The 14,973-nt window shown below is 70.0% G+C and carries 15 protein-coding genes; 7 read left to right on the top strand and 8 right to left on the bottom strand.

The features are described 5' to 3' along the window. Nucleotides 1–201 (bottom strand): hypothetical protein (locus tag AC1DU4_RS17070; RefSeq protein WP_477841747.1); only part of this gene is annotated, 201 nt, incomplete at its 3' end. A gap of 113 nt (nucleotides 202–314) precedes the next feature. Between AC1DU4_RS17070 and ramB the strand changes: the two genes are divergently transcribed. Beyond that, entirely contained in the window at nucleotides 315–1,727 is a 1,413-nt protein-coding gene (ramB, locus tag AC1DU4_RS17065) for an acetate metabolism transcriptional regulator RamB (RefSeq protein ID WP_072842536.1), read from the top strand. A 26-nt stretch (nucleotides 1,728–1,753) separates the two neighbouring features. Here the strand turns inward: ramB and AC1DU4_RS17060 are convergent, their stop codons facing one another. The 7 genes from AC1DU4_RS17060 to AC1DU4_RS17030 all read right to left on the bottom strand — a co-directional run bounded on the left by AC1DU4_RS17060 (nucleotide 1,754) and on the right by AC1DU4_RS17030 (nucleotide 9,009). Next, a complete protein-coding gene (locus tag AC1DU4_RS17060; protein WP_477841745.1) occupies nucleotides 1,754–3,400 on the bottom strand; it encodes a class I adenylate-forming enzyme family protein in 1,647 nt (548 codons plus the stop codon). A gap of 4 nt (nucleotides 3,401–3,404) precedes the next feature. Continuing rightward, the gene (locus AC1DU4_RS17055; RefSeq protein WP_477841744.1) at nucleotides 3,405–4,118 is read right to left on the bottom strand and encodes an ABC transporter ATP-binding protein; all 714 of its coding nucleotides are present in this window, start codon (nucleotides 4,116–4,118) and stop codon (nucleotides 3,405–3,407) included. Continuing rightward, nucleotides 4,115–4,918: an ABC transporter ATP-binding protein gene (locus AC1DU4_RS17050; RefSeq protein ID WP_477841743.1), complete on the bottom strand. Its 804-nt coding sequence runs from the start codon at nucleotides 4,916–4,918 to the stop codon at nucleotides 4,115–4,117. Before AC1DU4_RS17050 ends, AC1DU4_RS17055 begins: the two co-directional genes overlap by 4 nt. Then, nucleotides 4,915–5,973: a branched-chain amino acid ABC transporter permease gene (locus AC1DU4_RS17045; RefSeq protein WP_477841741.1), complete on the bottom strand. Its 1,059-nt coding sequence runs from the start codon at nucleotides 5,971–5,973 to the stop codon at nucleotides 4,915–4,917. Before AC1DU4_RS17045 ends, AC1DU4_RS17050 begins: the two co-directional genes overlap by 4 nt. After that, the gene (locus AC1DU4_RS17040) at nucleotides 5,973–6,848 is read right to left on the bottom strand and encodes a branched-chain amino acid ABC transporter permease (RefSeq protein WP_477841739.1); all 876 of its coding nucleotides are present in this window, start codon (nucleotides 6,846–6,848) and stop codon (nucleotides 5,973–5,975) included. Before AC1DU4_RS17040 ends, AC1DU4_RS17045 begins: the two co-directional genes overlap by 1 nt. Before the next feature lie 15 nt (nucleotides 6,849–6,863). After that, nucleotides 6,864–8,048, bottom strand: coding sequence for an ABC transporter substrate-binding protein (locus tag AC1DU4_RS17035; RefSeq protein WP_477841737.1), 1,185 nt, complete (start codon nucleotides 8,046–8,048; stop codon nucleotides 6,864–6,866). Nucleotides 8,049–8,253: 205 nt separating this feature from the next. Next, nucleotides 8,254–9,009, bottom strand: a complete 756-nt coding sequence (locus AC1DU4_RS17030; protein ID WP_477841735.1) for a TetR/AcrR family transcriptional regulator — start codon at nucleotides 9,007–9,009, stop codon at nucleotides 8,254–8,256. Nucleotides 9,010–9,456: 447 nt separating this feature from the next. Between AC1DU4_RS17030 and urtA the strand changes: the two genes are divergently transcribed. From urtA to AC1DU4_RS17000, 6 genes are read left to right on the top strand one after another with little or no spacing between them, the layout of a single operon-like run. Further along, nucleotides 9,457–10,710 (top strand): urea ABC transporter substrate-binding protein, encoded by a 1,254-nt coding sequence (gene urtA, locus AC1DU4_RS17025; protein ID WP_477841733.1) that lies wholly within the window; start codon nucleotides 9,457–9,459, stop codon nucleotides 10,708–10,710. A 39-nt stretch (nucleotides 10,711–10,749) separates the two neighbouring features. Further along, complete coding sequence (gene urtB, locus AC1DU4_RS17020; protein WP_477841731.1) at nucleotides 10,750–11,634, top strand: urea ABC transporter permease subunit UrtB; 885 nt, start codon at nucleotides 10,750–10,752, stop codon at nucleotides 11,632–11,634. Further along, complete coding sequence (urtC, locus tag AC1DU4_RS17015; RefSeq protein ID WP_477841729.1) at nucleotides 11,631–12,731, top strand: urea ABC transporter permease subunit UrtC; 1,101 nt, start codon at nucleotides 11,631–11,633, stop codon at nucleotides 12,729–12,731. The genes urtB and urtC overlap by 4 nt, the downstream gene beginning before the upstream one ends. Then, nucleotides 12,728–13,570 carry an urea ABC transporter ATP-binding protein UrtD gene (urtD, locus tag AC1DU4_RS17010; protein WP_477841727.1) on the top strand — a complete coding sequence of 281 codons (843 nt, stop codon included), beginning with the start codon at nucleotides 12,728–12,730 and terminating at the stop codon, nucleotides 13,568–13,570. Before urtC ends, urtD begins: the two co-directional genes overlap by 4 nt. After that, a complete protein-coding gene (urtE, locus tag AC1DU4_RS17005; RefSeq protein WP_477841725.1) occupies nucleotides 13,554–14,267 on the top strand; it encodes an urea ABC transporter ATP-binding subunit UrtE in 714 nt (237 codons plus the stop codon). The genes urtD and urtE overlap by 17 nt, the downstream gene beginning before the upstream one ends. Beyond that, complete coding sequence (locus AC1DU4_RS17000; RefSeq protein WP_477841723.1) at nucleotides 14,267–14,968, top strand: GntR family transcriptional regulator; 702 nt, start codon at nucleotides 14,267–14,269, stop codon at nucleotides 14,966–14,968. The genes urtE and AC1DU4_RS17000 overlap by 1 nt, the downstream gene beginning before the upstream one ends. Nucleotides 14,969–14,973 lie beyond the last annotated feature (5 nt).

The following is a 14,973-nucleotide window of genomic DNA, read 5'->3' as shown; positions in this document are numbered from 1 at the left end:
GAGCGGCGTCGCGGCCACCGCGGCGGCGTCGTGCCGCGGCGGCGACGGGCCGGGATCCGGGTCCGCGACCGCGCCGGGCGCCAGCAGCGCGCACACCAGCAACGCCGCCCCGGCCGCCGCCGTCATCGAGCGAACGGACCCGCCGTTCGACCGGCGTCGCCGGACCCGGGGGGTGCGGACCCGGCGCCTCGAGATGACCATCTCGGCCGCCCCTCGCTGTACCTGACACCAGCGTAGGAGCCGCCCGCGACCCGCGCCGCTAATTCTGCAAACCATAGGTTGCCAAGCCTTCGAACCCCTCGTAGCCTGGTGAAATGGCCAAGACCTTCGTGGGAGCGCGACTGAGACAACTGCGCGGCGAACGTGGGATGAGCCAGGCCGCGCTCGCTCAGACCCTGGAGATCTCGGCGAGCTACCTGAACCAGATCGAGCACGACGTGCGCCCGCTGACGGTGCCGGTGCTGCTGCGCATCACCGAGGTGTTCGGCGTCGACACCAGCTTCTTCTCCTCACAGGACGACACCCGCCTGATCGCCGAGCTGCGGGAGGTCGCGCTCGACCAGGAGATGGGCATCGAGGCCGACGCCCACGAGATCGCCGCGATGGTCTCCGCGCACCCGAGCCTGGCCAAGGCGATGGTCAACATGCACCGCCGGTACCGGAACACCACGATGCAGTTGGCCGCCGCCACCGAGGACCGGTACAGCGACGGCAGCGGCAGCGGCTCGATCACCATGCCGCACGAGGAGGTGCGGGACTACTTCTACCAGCGTCAGAACTACCTGCACGAGCTCGACACCGCCGCCGAGGACCTCACCGCGCGGATGCGCTTCCACCGCGGCGACGTGGCGGGCGAGATCGCCCGCCGTCTCGAGACCGTGCACGACGTGCAGATCGTCCAGCGCATCGACCTCGGCGAGGGTGTCCTGCACCGGTACGACCCCGTCGGCCGGGTCCTGGAGATCTCCCCGCACCTCTCGGGCGGTCAGCGGGTGTTCAAGTTCGCGGCCGAGCTCGCCTTCCTCGAGTGCGGCGACCTGCTGGACAAGCTCGTCGACGAGGGCAGCTTCACCTCCGACGCGTCACGCTCGCTGGCGAGGCTCGGCCTGGCCAACTACTTCGCCGCGGCCACGGTGCTGCCGTACGGCCAGTTCCACGACGTGGCCGAGGAGTTCCGCTACGACATCGAACGGCTCTCCGCGTTCTTCTCGCAGAGTTACGAGACCATCTGCCACCGTCTCTCGACGATGCAGCGGCCCAAGCAGCGCGGCATCCCGTTCTCCTTCGTCCGCGTCGACCGTGCCGGGAACATGTCGAAACGCCAGTCCGCCACCGGTTTCCACTTCTCGTCCAGCGGCGGCACCTGCCCGCTGTGGAACGTCTACGAGTCGTTCGCGTACCCGGGCAAGATCATGACCCAGATCGCGCAGATGCCGGACGGCCGCAGCTACCTGTGGGTGGCCCGCACCGTCGAACGCCGCGCGGTGCGGTACGGCCAGCCGGGCAAGACCTTCGCCATCGGCCTCGGCTGCGAGCTGCGGCACGCCGGCCGCAGCGTTTACGGGGACGCCCTGGACCTCGACAACCGAGAGATCGCCACCCCGATCGGCGCCGGCTGCCGCGTCTGCGAGCGGACCAACTGCCCGCAGCGCGCCTTCCCGCCGCTCGGCAAGGACATCGACATCAACGAGCACCGCAGCTCGGTCTCGCCGTACCTGATCCACTGAGCCGCGTCACCCCCGCCCGCGTCGGGCTACGCGGTCGCCACGACCCGGGCGGCAGCCAGCGACTTCACCTCGCCCTTGGCGACCTTGCCGCCGGGGGCCATCGGCAGCTGGTCCACGGTGACGACGTGCTCGGGGATGTACTCGCGGGTGACGCCGTTCGCGGTCAGCCAGCCGGTCAGCTCCGCGGTCGGCAGGTCCGAGCCGTCCTCGGTGACCACGACCGCGCAGACCTTCTCCCCGAACAGCTCGTCCTCGACGCCGACGACGGAGACCAGCACCACGGCCGGGTGCGCGCGCACGAACTCCTCCACCTCGACGGCGGAGATGTTCTTGCCACCCCGAATGATGATGTCCGCCTTGCGTCCGACCACCCGCACCCGGTTGTCCCGGTCGATCTCGACGATGTCGCCGAGCAGCATCCAGCCGTCGTCGGTGTAGAGCTCGCGGTTGGCGTCGTCGTCGTCCCAGTAGCCGTGGCACATCAGCGGGCCGTTGACGCCGGGCTGGCCGCGGCGCTGGTCTCCGTGGACCTCGGCGCCGGCATCGTCGAACACCCGCACCTGCATGTTGTCGATGACGTGCCCGCAGGTACGCAGCCGGGTCTCGGGGTCGTCGTCAACCGTGGTGACGCTCACCGCCCCGGTCTCGTTGGATCCGTAGAACTGCAGCACCGCGGCCCCGGTTCGCTCCTCGAACGCGAGCGCCTCGGAGTACGGCACCGCCTCGCCGCCCGTGAACATCGCCCGCAGCGCGCCGAGATCCGCGGTGCGCCCGTGCTCGGAGCGCAGCAGCATCTTGAACTGGGTGCTGACGCAGTTGAGCACCGTCACCCGCTCACTGACCAGCAGGTCGATCATCGTGTCGACGTGGAAGCGTTCCATCACCACGTTGGGGGCGCCTAGCAGCGCGGGCAGGAAGTGCGAGGTCCACAGCCCGAATCCGAAGGGCGCCGGCACGGCCCCGAAGAACACGTCGCTGCGGCCGATCCGTCCGGCCGCGGCCGCCACCCGGGAGAAGGCGATCCAGCGTTCCTCGGTCTGGGTGACCAACTTCGGCAGTCCGGTGGTGCCGGAGGTGGAGTTGAGCATCGAGACGTCGGAGATGCAGAACTGCGGACTGGTGGCGGCGAACCGGCGCTCGGTCACCTGCACCTTGCGCCGCGCGCCGGGCCCGTCGGCCACCTGCACGTCCACGCCGCCGCGCTCGTCGAGGAACACGACGTTGTCCGGAATGCCTGCCCGAGCGGACAACTCGTCGACCAGTCCAGCGTTGTCCTGACCCCGCAGGGTGCCGGTGGTGATCAGCGTCCGGCATCCCGCCCGGCCCATCAGGTGAGCGAGTTCCTTGATGCCCGAACGCGATCCGATCCCGACCGCGATGCGCCCGGCCCGGTAGGCGCCGCACAGCGCCGCGTGGAAGACCACGGTGTCCGGCAGGTACAGCGCCACCGGCGCGTGCTCGTCCGGAAGTACCGCCAACGCCGACGCGACGCGGTCCGCCGCGGCGTCGTACTCGGCCCACGTCACGCGCGCGCCGGGGCTGACGAATGCCACCGCGTCGGGGGTGGTCAACGCCCAGTGCCGCACCATCTCACTGATGCTCACACCCAGGAATTTCTCCGGGGCGGACGCGAACTCACCGACCTCGATTCCGGTGGTCGTCTGCTGGTCCATCAGGTCAGTTCCCCCTCGCGGCGTCGACGACGCCCATCGACTGTTTGTATGCGGTGTCCAGTTCGGCGGGGTCGTCGCAGGCGACGATTAGCTCTCCCCGCTGCATCACGTAGCCGCGCTGGACGATCGGCCCCAGCGCGGCGAGCGACGGCTCCGCGATCAGGACGGTCACGCCCTCCGCCGCGAGGTCCGCGACCAGGGTCCGCAGTTGTCCCACGATCTTCGGTGCGAGGCCGGTCGTCATCTCGTCGAGCAGCAGCACCTTCGGCGTCGCCAGCAGCGCCCGGCCGAGCACGAGCATCTGCTGCTCGCCGCCGCTGAGCACGCCCGCGTACGACTGCGCGCGCTCACGCAGCACCGGGAACCGGTCGAGGGCGGAGTCGACGGAGTCCTTGCCCAGTCCGAGCAGGTCCGCGCCCACCCTCAGGTTCTCGAGCACCGACATCTTCATGAACAGCTGCCGGCCCTGCGGCACGTAGGCGAAGCCCTCCCGCACCCGACGGGCCGCGGGCAGGTTGTCCACCCGCCGACCGTCGACGGTGACCGAGCCGGTGGCGCGGGTGGAGCCGTAGACCGCCCCGAACAGGCTCGTCTTGCCCGCCCCGTTGGGGCCGACCACCGCGGTGACGGTGCCGGACGGGGCCGTGAACGTGGCGCCGTGCACCGCCACCGCCGAGCCGTAGCGCACGCAGATGTCGCGCACCTCCAGCGTGGTCATGTGTTCTCCTCTCCCGCACCGAAGTACACCTCACGCATGGCGTCGCTCGCCAGGCATTCCGCGGGACTGCCGTGGAATGCGACCGCACCGAAGTTGAGCAGGACCACGGTGGTGGCGAGCTCGGCGATGAGGTCGACGTTGTGGTCGACCAGGACCACCCCGCGTCCCTGCTGCTGGATCTGACGGACCGCCCCGGCGATTGCCGCGATGCCGTTGTGGTCGGCACCGGCGAACGGCTCGTCGAGCAGCAGCACCTGCGGGTCGGTCGCCATCGCCCGCGCCACCTCCACCAGCCGCTGCCCACCCAGGCTCAGGTCGCCGCAGTTGCTGGTGGTGTCGGTGATCGAGTACTCGGCCGCGACGGCGCGCGCCCGCCGGTCGGCGACGGCCGGGTCCTCGAACGGCCCCTTGAGCGCCCACCACAGCGAGTGCAGCGGCGAGCGCATCCGGTGCCCGTAGATGCCGGGCACGATGTTCTCCACCGCGCTCAGCTCCAGCGCCAACTGCGGGTGCTGGAAGGTGCGCGAGAGTCCCTGGCGGGCGCGCCGGTCGCTGCCGCCGGTCAGCGCGCGCCCGGACAGTCGCACGGTGCCCGCGTCGGCCTGCTGGGTGCCGAAGATGCAGTCGACCAGGGTGGTCTTGCCGGCGCCGTTGGGCCCGACCAGGCCGATCACCTCGCCCGGCGCGACGGTGAAGGAGACGTCGTCGACCGCACGAAGTCCGCCGTAGGACTTGGTCAGTCCCCGAATCTCGAGCAGCGCGGTCTCCTCGAGCAGCGACGTCCCGATGCTCTCGCTCACAGCTGTTCCCTTCCGTTGTTCGACCGCGGTACCAGCCGCGTCAGCGCCGACTGGACCCAGCCGATGACCCCGCCCGGGGCCGCGATCAGGATCACCAGCACCGCGAGGGCCAGCAGCAGTTCGCCGCTGCCCTGGTAGCCGGGCATGTTCAGGGTCACGACCACCACGATCACCGCGCCCAGCGGGGCGCCCCAGGCCGAGTTCCGCCCGCCGATGATCGGCATGAAGATGGCCAGGAAGACGATGCTCAGGGTGAAGGTCTCGGGCGTGACGGCCTGCACGGACACCGTGAACAGCGAGCCGCCGGTGGACGCGATGGCGGCGCCGACCGCGAGCGCGACGACCGTCAGGTGCGCCGGGTTGACGCCCGAGGACCGGGCCAGGTTCTTGTTGTCCCGCGAGGCGCGCAACGTCAACCCCCACACCGACTTGCGCAGCCGGTCGACCACCACCGCGACCAGGCAGACGAACACGATGGCCAGGACGACGAGGGCGTACCGCGGCGGCTGCCAGCCGAAGATCGTGACGGCCTCGACGCCGGAGATGCCGGCGGAGCCACCGGTGAAGGCGGGCCCGTCGATCAGCCAGTGCTCGAAGGCCATGCCGAACAGGAGGGTCACCGCGGCGAGGTAGAAGCCGGAGAGTTTCTGGGTGGCCAGGCTGAGCACCACCGCCACCACCGCCGCGACCAGCGCGCCGAGGATCCAGCCCCACCACATCGACAGCCCGGTGCGCACCGAGATCAGCGCCACCCCGTAGGCGCCGATGGCGGCGTACGCGCTGTAGGCCATCGACAGCGACCCCGCCATCACGAACGGGATGTACATGCCAAGGGCGATCAGGGAATACGTGGCGGCCAGGAACACCAGGTCCTGCCGGTAGAGGCTCGGTCCCATCCACGCCAGGACGACGGCCACCACGGTGAGGGTGATCGCGGCCTCGACCGCGATGCCGGTCAGGGCCCTCCGCCCGCGACGCGGCGCGGCGGCGGCGCCGGGAGTACCGGTCCGGCCGGACCTGCGTCCGGTGCCGGACCAACGTGTTGTGACGGTCATCAGACGCGCACCTTCCTCGAGAACACGCCCTCCGGCCGGAAAGCGAAAAAGACCAGCGCGAGAACGAGAATCGCCGTCTGCGCCGCGCTCGCACCGAAGTAGAACGGGGCGAAGACCTGGACGAACCCGAGCAGCATGCCGCCGATCAGCGGCGCCCAGCTCCGGCCGGTACCGCCGATCACCAGCGCCAAGAAGGCGGTCAGGGTCCAGGAGAGCCCACTGGTGAACTGCACGCCGGCCTTGGGCGCGAACAGCAGTCCCGCGACGGCGGCGATGACGCCCGCGGCCGTGAACGCCACCAGGCGGATCCGGGCCACCGGCAGCCCGAGCACCCGCGCCGCGTCCGGGTTGTCGCCGACCGCGCGGAGCAGGCGACCGGTCTGCGAGGTCTGCAGCCAGATCCCCACCACCGCGAACACCAGCAGCGTGCCCCCGATCAGGGTGACGGAGGCGGTGTCGACGGTGGCGCCGGCGACGGTGAACGGCTCGGCGTCGAAGAGCTTCTGGCCGGGCAGCGGGGTGCGCCCGAAGATCGTGCCGGAGAGCTGCTGCACCGCGAACAGCACCGCGGTCACCGCGACCAGTGCCGGGAGTTCTCCTCGGCCGGAGCGCTTCTGGACCTGCTGGACCACGAGCAGGTCCGTCGCCACCGACAGCACGACGCCCACGGCCACACCGAGCACGAGCGCAAGCCACAGCGGCACACCGTAATTGACCACGACGGCGCTGCAGGCCATGGCCGCGGCCATCGCATACGGCCCCATGGCGAAGTTGAAGAAGTCCGCTCCCACCACGACCAGGTACATGCCCAGGGCGATCAGGGAGAAGAAGGCGCCGATCTCGACGGCGGCGAGCCAGAGTTGTGCGTCAGTCATCCGGGGACTCCTTCGTCAGCTGCACGGCGGTTGGTAGGAATCCCAGGGGCCACTGGGCTGGTTGTCCGGACCGAAGTCGACCAGGACCAGGCCGCACAGGCTGTCCGGCGCCAGGTGGTCGCCGGGGCTGAACGACAGGGTCAGCCGGTCCTGGCCGAAGGACGCGGGCAGGCCCGAGACCTGCCGCAGGCCGTCGCGCACCTTGACGCGGTCGGTGTGGTCGCCGGCGATCTCGATGGCTCGGGCCAGCATCATCACCGCGTCGTACGCCTGGGCGTCGTAGGCGGTGAGCACGTAGTCGGGGCCCTTGACCGCTCGCAGCTTCTCGGTGAGCGCGGCCGTGCGCGGGTTGCCCGAACTGAGGCTGCCCATGTAGACCATGCCGTCGAGCGCGCCGGGGTCGGCCAGCGCCCACGACTTGGGCTGGTTGCCGATCGAGGCGAGCGAGAAGCGCTGGGTGTCCGGGGCGATCTTCGCGAGGGTGTTGTGCGCGAGGATCTCGAAGTGGCCGCCGATGCTGGCCACCAGGATGGCGTCGGGGGCGGTCCCGACCACCCGGGAGGCCTGCGCGGTCAGGTCGGCGGCGTCGACCGGGGCCTTCTCCACCGTGGTCACGGTCGCGCACTTCTCCAGCGCCGGCCGCAGCGTCTTGACGATGCCGTCGATGGAGGCACTGGCGTCGCCGAGGATCCCGAGCGTCCGGTAGCCGAGCTTCTCGAACGCCCCGCAGTACACCTCGGCGTACTGCTTGAGGGAGTTCGGGATCATGAACGAGTAGTCGTTGCCGGGCGCCGAGGCGAAGGCGTCGCTGAGCACCACCGGCGCGATGGCGGGGATCTGCGACTGCGTGAGCACCGACTTCGCCTGCAGCACCGAACCGCTGCCGGTGGCGAGCAGCACCGCGCTCGCGCCCTGGTCGACGAGTTTGCGGATGATCGACGGCGTCTTGGTCGGACTGCTCTCGTCGTTCTCCACGACGAGTTCGACGCGTTTGCCGTCGATTCCGCCCTGCTCGTTGAGCAGGTCGACCGCGATCCGGACGGTCTGCCCCGCGATGGTGCTGTACGACGCGCCCGGCCCCGTCGAGTCCTCGTCGAGCCCGATCACGATCGTCTCCGGCGACATCGCGGTCACCGACGCGCAGCCCGTCAACCCCAGGGCCGCGGCCACCAGTAGCGGCGCGGCCTTCCCGATTCTCACAGTCGACTCCTGTCGTCTCCACGAACCTTCACCCGTTCGGCGAATCAATCAAGCGCTTGATTGGACGCTTGGCCAGGGCGAGTATGCCGTGGGTCACACGAGGAAGTCAAAGGCGGGTAAACCGGCCGCCCCGCGCCGACCGATCGGGACCCCGGACGGCCGGGGCAGAGTCCGGGCCGCCGGGCAGGGGAGGGCGGACCCCGGGTCAGCCCTCGCGGCCGCGCTGGAGCGCGCGCACGGCGTCCTTGAGCTCACGCAGGTCGCGCCTCAGCTCCGCGAGGTCGTCCGCACCGGCGTCCGCACCGGCAACGGCCCGTTCGGCACTCCCGACGTCCGCCACCACGGGCACGACGGGGCGGCGCGGCCCGGCCGCCGCCCGGGCGGCGCCCGGGCTGGCAAACCCGTCCAGGAACACGGTGATGAGCTCGTGACGCAACTGCTCGGCCGACTCCCGCAGGGTCGGACGGGACAACCTCACCGTCGACCAGACCGACTCGCGGATCATCCGATGGAAGTGCTCGGGGTCGATGTCGTCGCGCAACTCCCCCTCGGCCACACCGAGACCGATTGCCGACCGCCAGAAGTCGTGGGCGCGGGCGACCGACGTGGCGATCCGGCTCTCGGCGGGCTGCGCGGACAGCCAGCCCTCGTTCTGGTAGATCTCGGTGGCGAACGGGTGGTCGGCCGCGGCCGCGAACGACTGCGCGACCATCTGCGAGAGCCGCTCCCGCGCGGACAGCGCGGGGTCGGTCGTCGTCTCGTAACGCTCGTTGAGGTCGTCGAGGAAGGTCACCACGATCTCGAGGGCGATCGCGTCCTTGGAACCGAAGTAGTGGTAGAGGCTCCCGGACAGGATGCCGACCGCATCGGCGATGTCGCGGACGGTGGTGCCGGCGACCCCCCGCTCGCAGAACAGCTGCGCGGCGTGAAGGAGAATCTCGTCGCGGCGGGCGGTGCTCATCGGGTCCCCCTCGTGGCGCCGCCACGGTCGGACGTCTCGCCAAGCGACACCGTTCCGTCCGACGCCGCCGATCGAACGCTTGCTTGATCGTTTGGGAGCGTACACGAGCCACCGCCACCGGAGGCCCCAAATCCCGTGGATCCGTGGCGCACACCCGATCCCGGCCGCGAGGTCGGCGCCTCGGTTCGACCTTCATGACGCGGACAACGCCGCCCCGCCGCGGCCGCCCGGTGAAGTCTTGTTCACACGGATGCAATCACGGTCACCAACTCGTCACCGACAGACATTCAGCCGCAACAACTTCCGCCTACTGTCCTCGAATACAGCCCGGTACACACGCCGCGTATACAACCGCTGCCGTCACCGGGCTCGCCAGCGCTCTTCCGTGAATCACCGCTGCCACGACCATCCCTCCACGAATCAGTCCCTCGACCGAAAGGCCTGTACATGCGCACCTTCTCGAAGCGGACCCTCGCCGCCCCCGCCGCGCTCGCTGCCGTCGGCCTGGTGCTGACCGGCTGCGGCAGCAAGGCCTCCGACACGGCGTCCGCCGCCACCGCCCCGTCCTGCGTCGACACCTCCGGCGACACCGTCAAGATCGGCTCACTCAACTCCCTCTCGGGCACCATGGCCATCAGCGAGGTCACCGTGCGGGACTCGATCGCGCTCGCGGTCGAACAGATCAACAACGCGGGCGGGGTGCTGGGCAAGAAGATCCAGGTGGTCTCCGAGGATGGCGCCTCCGAACCGACGGTGTTCGCGGAGAAGGCCGAGAAGCTGATCAGCAGCGACTGTGTCGCAGCCGTTTTCGGCGGCTGGACCTCCTCCAGCCGCAAGGCGATGCTGCCGGTCTTCGAGGACCGGAACTCCCTGCTGTACTACCCCGTCCAGTACGAGGGCCTCGAGGACTCGAAGAACATCTTCTACACCGGGGCCACCACCAACCAGCAGATCGTGCCGGCGCTGGACTACCTGAAGCAGAAGGGCGTCAAGTCCCTCTACCTGGTGGGCAGCGACTACGTGTTCCCGCAGACCGCAAACCGGATCATCAAGGCGTACGCGGAGGCCAACGACATCGAGATCAAGGGCGAGGACTACACCCCGCTCGGGTCCACCGACTTCTCCACCATCGTCAACAAGGTCCGCGCCGCGGACGCCGACGCCGTGTTCAACACCCTCAACGGCGATTCGAACGTCGCCTTCTTCCGCGAGTACGCCAACGTCGGACTCAAGCCCGCCGACATGCCGGTGGTCTCGGTCTCGATCGCCGAGGAGGAGGTCGGCGGCATCGGTGCGCAGAACATCGCGGGCCAGCTCACCGCGTGGAACTACTACGAGACCGTGGACTCGCCCGCGAACAAGGCCTTCGTCGATGCCTACCAGGCAAAGTACGGCGCGGCCAAGCCCACCTCCGACCCGATGGAGGCGGCCTACACCTCCGTCTACCTCTGGAAGAACACGGTGGAGAAGGCGAAGTCCTTCGCCACCAAGGACATTCAGGACCAGGCCGACGGAGTCACCTTCGACGCCCCCGAGGGCCTGGTCACCATCGACGGCTCGAACCACCACGTCACCAAGACCGCCCGGATCGGTGAGGTGCGGCCCGACGGGCTGATCTACACGGTGTGGGACTCCGGCTCCCCGGTCCAGCCCGACCCGTACCTGACCTCCTACCCCTGGGCCTCCGGCCTCGGCAGCTGACCCGACGACCACACACCCACCACCTTCAGGAGGACGTCAATGGACGTCGTTGTCGGACAGCTGTTCACCGGTCTGAGCATCGGCTCGATCCTGCTGCTGGCCGCGCTCGGGCTCTCGCTGACCTTCGGTCAGATGGGCGTGATCAACATGGCCCACGGCGAGTTCATCATGGCCGGCTCGTACACCGCCTACGTGGTCCAGCAGGTGGTCTCCAGCTCCACCGGGTCGCTGCTCATCTCCCTGGTGGTGGGCTTCCTGGTCGGCGGCGCACTCGGCGTCGCACTGGAGATGACGCTGGTGCGCCGCATGTACCACCGGCCGCTCGACACCCTGCTGGTCACCTTCGGCGTGGGCCTGGTGCTCCAGCAGTTGGCCCGCGACATCTTCGGCGCCCCCGCGGTCAACGTCGTCGCGCCGGGCTGGCTGTCCGGCGGCGTCGAGATCCTCGGCGCGGTGGTGCCGAGGACTCGAATCTTCATCCTCGTCCTGGCGATCGCCGCGGTGGCGGCCCTGTCGGTGGCGCTCAAACGCTCACCCATGGGTCGCCGCATCCGTGCGGTGGTGCAGAACCGCGACCTGGCCGAGACCAGCGGGATCTCCAGCCGCCGAACCGATGTCACCACGTTCTTCATCGGTTCGGGACTGGCGGGTGTCGCCGGCGTCGCGCTCACCCTGATCGGGTCGACCAGCCCGACCCTCGGGCAGTCCTACCTGATCGACGCCTTCCTGGTGGTGGTGGTCGGCGGGCTGGGACAGCTCAAGGGCGCCGTGATCGCGGCCTTCGCCCTGGGCCTGCTGAACTCCTTCGTCGAGTACTCGACCACCGCGTCGATCGCCAAGGTCATCGTCTTCGTGGTCATCGTCGTGTTCCTCCAGGTCCGTCCGCAAGGACTGTTCGCAGTCAAGACGAGGAGCCTCGCATGAGCATCCTGACCCGCGGCCCACGCCGCACCTGGGCGGGCTTCGCGCTGGCCGCCACCGCGCTGTTCGGCCTCGCACCCGCCGTCCTCAGCGACTTCCGACTCAGCCTGCTGGCCAAGTTCCTGTGCTTTGCCATCGTCGCGGTCGGCATCGGCCTGGCCTGGGGACGTGGCGGCATGCTGACCCTCGGCCAGGGCGTGTTCTTCGGCATCGGCGCGTATGCGATGGCCATGCACCTGAAGATCGCCGACGCCGAACTCAAGGGTTCCGAGGTCCCGGACTTCATGCAGATCGCGGGGATCCGGACGCTGCCGGGCTACTGGGTGCCGTTCGCGTCCCCGGTGGTGACGATCCTGGCGATCCTGCTGCTGCCCGCCCTGGTGGCCTTCGTGCTCGGTCTCGGTGTCTTCAAGCGCCGGGTCAAGGGGGCGTACTTCGCGATCCTCAGCCAGGCCCTCGCCGCGGCCTTCGCCATCCTGCTCATCGGCCAGCAGAGCACCGGCGGCAGCAACGGACTCAACAGGTTCCGGACGTTCTTCGGCTTCAGCCTGGCCGACCCCGCGAACAAGCGGATGCTGTTCTTCATCGCGGCCGGCGTGCTGCTCGCGGTGGTCGCCGTGACCCGCCAGCTGATGAACAGCCGCTACGGGGAACTGCTCGTGGCGGTCCGCGACCAGGAGGAGCGGGTCCGGTTCCTGGGTTACGACCCGGCGAACGTCAAGCTCGTCGCGTACGTGACCGCGGCCTTCTTCGCCGGCATCGCGGGCGCGCTGTTCGTGCCGATCGTGGGCATCATCTCCCCCGCCGACGTGGGCATCGTGCCGTCGATCGCCTTCCTGATCGGCGTCGCGATCGGCGGCCGGGCCACCCTGCTGGGGCCGGTGCTCGGCGCGATCGGGGTGGCCTGGGCGCAGAGCGCGTTCTCCGAGACGTTCCCGTCCGGCTGGGTCTACGCCCAGGGCCTGTTGTTCATCGTGGTGGTCGGCTTCTTCCCGGCCGGGGTGGCGGGACTGTTCGCGCTGCGCCGCAGGCGCAGGTCCGCCGACACACCGACGGCGGCGCCGCCCGCCGTGGAGACGGAAATGGAGTTCGCTCGATGACCGAGACGACGACCACCGCAACGACGGGTCCGGCGCCCGCATTCGGCGGCAACGCGGGCATGTCCAGCCAGTACCTCGAGGTGCGCGACCTGCGGGTGAGCTTCGACGGGTTCACGGCGGTCGACGGGGTGGACCTGACGCTGCTGCAGGGCGACCTGCGCTTCCTGATCGGCCCCAACGGGGCCGGGAAGACCACCCTGGTCGACGCCATCACCGGCCTGGTGCCGGCCGGCGGATCTGTCACCAAGTCCGGAATCGAACTGGTGGGCAAGAAGGTTCACCAGATCGCGCGGCTCGGCGTGGGTCGGACCTTCCAGACCGCCAGCGTCTTCGAGGAGCTCACGGTCCTGCAGAACCTCGACATCGCCGCCGGCGCCGGCCGCGGGGCCCTGACCATGCTGCGCCGCCGCCGGACGGTCGAACCGCGGATCGACGAGGCCCTCGAGACCACCGGTCTCGCGGCGCTGCGCGACACCCCGGCCGGAATCCTGGCGCACGGGCAGAAGCAGTGGCTCGAGATCGGCATGCTGCTGGTGCAGAACTGCGACGTGCTGCTGCTCGACGAGCCGGTCGCCGGGATGAGCCACGAGGAGCGCGAGGAGACCGGAAACCTGTTGCGGCGCATCGGCGGTGAACGCACCGTGGTGGTGGTCGAACACGACATGGACTTCATGCGGGCCTTCGCCACCTCGGTCACCGTGCTGCACGGCGGCCGGGTGCTGAGCGAGGGCACCGTCGAACAGGTGCAGGCCGACCCCCGCGTCCAGGAGGTCTACCTGGGCACCCCCGCGGCGGCCGACACCACGACCGAGGAGGCAGACGATGCTCGAACTCGCTGACGTACGAACCGGATACGGGCGAACCGAGGTGATCCACGGGGTGTCGCTGGAGGTGCCGTCCGACGGTGTCGCCGCGGTCCTCGGACACAACGGCGCCGGCAAGACCACGCTGCTGCGCGCCGCGGTCGGGCTGCTACCGGTTCGCTCGGGCACCGTGCGGTTCGACGGCGAGGACGTCACCGCGCTGCGGCCCAGCGCCCGGGTGGCGCGGGGACTGGCCTACGTCCCGCAGGGCCAGCAGTCGTTCGGCCAGCTGACCACCGCGGAGAACCTGCAGCTGGTGGCCGACGGCAGGCGGCGGGGCCGGGCCCTGGTGGCCGAGGCCCTGGACCTCTTCCCCGCCCTGACCGGCCTGCTCGACCGGCGCGCCGGGCTGCTCTCCGGCGGCCAGCGTCAGCAGCTCGCGATCGCGCGGGCCCTGATCACCGAGCCGAAGATGTTGATCCTCGACGAGCCCACCGAGGGCATCCAACCGAACGTGGTGGCCGAGATCGAGCGCACCGTCATCGAACTCACCCGTCGCGGCGACCTCGGCGTGCTGCTGGTGGAGCAGCACATCGGGTTCGCCCTGCACGCCGCGCGGCGCTACCACGTGCTCGCCTCCGGCCGCATCGCCTCGTCCGGTCCCGGCGGCGCGGCCGCGGGCACCGACGTGCGCAGCGCGGTGTCGGAGGTCCGATCCGCGATGGCGATCTGATGGGCGCCCGACGACCCGAATCCGGGTCCCTCAGCGATCACGTCTACCTGTCCCTGCGGTCGGACCTGATGTGCGGCCTGATCACCCCCGGTGAACGGCTCGGCGAGGAACGCCTGGCCGGCCAGTACGGCGTGTCCCGGACCCCGGTCCGCGAGGCGCTGGCCCGGCTGCTCGCCGACGGGCTGATCCAGCGCGACGAGGGCGGACTGTTCCCGTACCGGCCGCGGCTCGACGAACTCGCCGGTCTCTACGAACTACGGACGGTCCTGGAACTGCAGGGCATCTCACGGATCAGCGGCGACGCCGACCGGCGGCACGACCCGGACGTCCTGGGCCCCGAACTGGACCGGTGGTACGCGCTGCGCGACCGGATGCCGGAGCCGGACGCCGGGTTCGTCGGCCTCGACGAGCAGTTCCACACCGCGCTGCTGGTGTCGGCGGGCAACCGGGCGCTCGCCGACGCGCTGGTCGCCGTCAACGCGAAGGTCCGCCCGGTCCGGATGTTCGACTACCTGACGCCGGACCGGATGGCGGCGACCGTCGACGAGCACGTGCACCTGGCCGAACTCGTGCTCGACGGCCGCCTCGACGACGCCCACGACGCCCTGCGCCGGCACATCGACGAGTCCCGCCAGGTGGTGGTGGCACGGGCCGGGGAGGCGCTGTCGATGGCGCGGATGGCGTCGGCGATGCGCCTGTGAGCGGT

It is taken from the genome of Rhodococcus sp. P4_F5 (genome assembly GCF_056401315.1).
Note: the sequence above shows the minus strand (reverse complement) of the source record. Positions and strands in the feature narration are given on the sequence as shown.

Excerpts from the sequence above, each read along its gene's own strand:
- ramB (WP_072842536.1), top strand. The coding sequence starts at position 315 with ATGGCCAAGACCTTCGTGGGAGCGCGACTGAGACAACTGCGCGGCGAA.
- AC1DU4_RS17060 (WP_477841745.1), bottom strand. The coding sequence starts at position 3,400 with ATGGACCAGCAGACGACCACCGGAATCGAGGTCGGTGAGTTCGCGTCC.
- AC1DU4_RS17055 (WP_477841744.1), bottom strand. The coding sequence starts at position 4,118 with ATGACCACGCTGGAGGTGCGCGACATCTGCGTGCGCTACGGCTCGGCG.
- AC1DU4_RS17045 (WP_477841741.1), bottom strand. The coding sequence starts at position 5,973 with ATGACCGTCACAACACGTTGGTCCGGCACCGGACGCAGGTCCGGCCGG.
- AC1DU4_RS17040 (WP_477841739.1), bottom strand. The coding sequence starts at position 6,848 with ATGACTGACGCACAACTCTGGCTCGCCGCCGTCGAGATCGGCGCCTTC.
- AC1DU4_RS17030 (WP_477841735.1), bottom strand. The coding sequence starts at position 9,009 with ATGAGCACCGCCCGCCGCGACGAGATTCTCCTTCACGCCGCGCAGCTG.
- urtA (WP_477841733.1), top strand. The coding sequence starts at position 9,457 with ATGCGCACCTTCTCGAAGCGGACCCTCGCCGCCCCCGCCGCGCTCGCT.
- urtB (WP_477841731.1), top strand. The coding sequence starts at position 10,750 with ATGGACGTCGTTGTCGGACAGCTGTTCACCGGTCTGAGCATCGGCTCG.
- urtC (WP_477841729.1), top strand. The coding sequence starts at position 11,631 with ATGAGCATCCTGACCCGCGGCCCACGCCGCACCTGGGCGGGCTTCGCG.
- urtD (WP_477841727.1), top strand. The coding sequence starts at position 12,728 with ATGACCGAGACGACGACCACCGCAACGACGGGTCCGGCGCCCGCATTC.
- urtE (WP_477841725.1), top strand. The coding sequence starts at position 13,554 with ATGCTCGAACTCGCTGACGTACGAACCGGATACGGGCGAACCGAGGTG.
- AC1DU4_RS17000 (WP_477841723.1), top strand. The coding sequence starts at position 14,267 with ATGGGCGCCCGACGACCCGAATCCGGGTCCCTCAGCGATCACGTCTAC.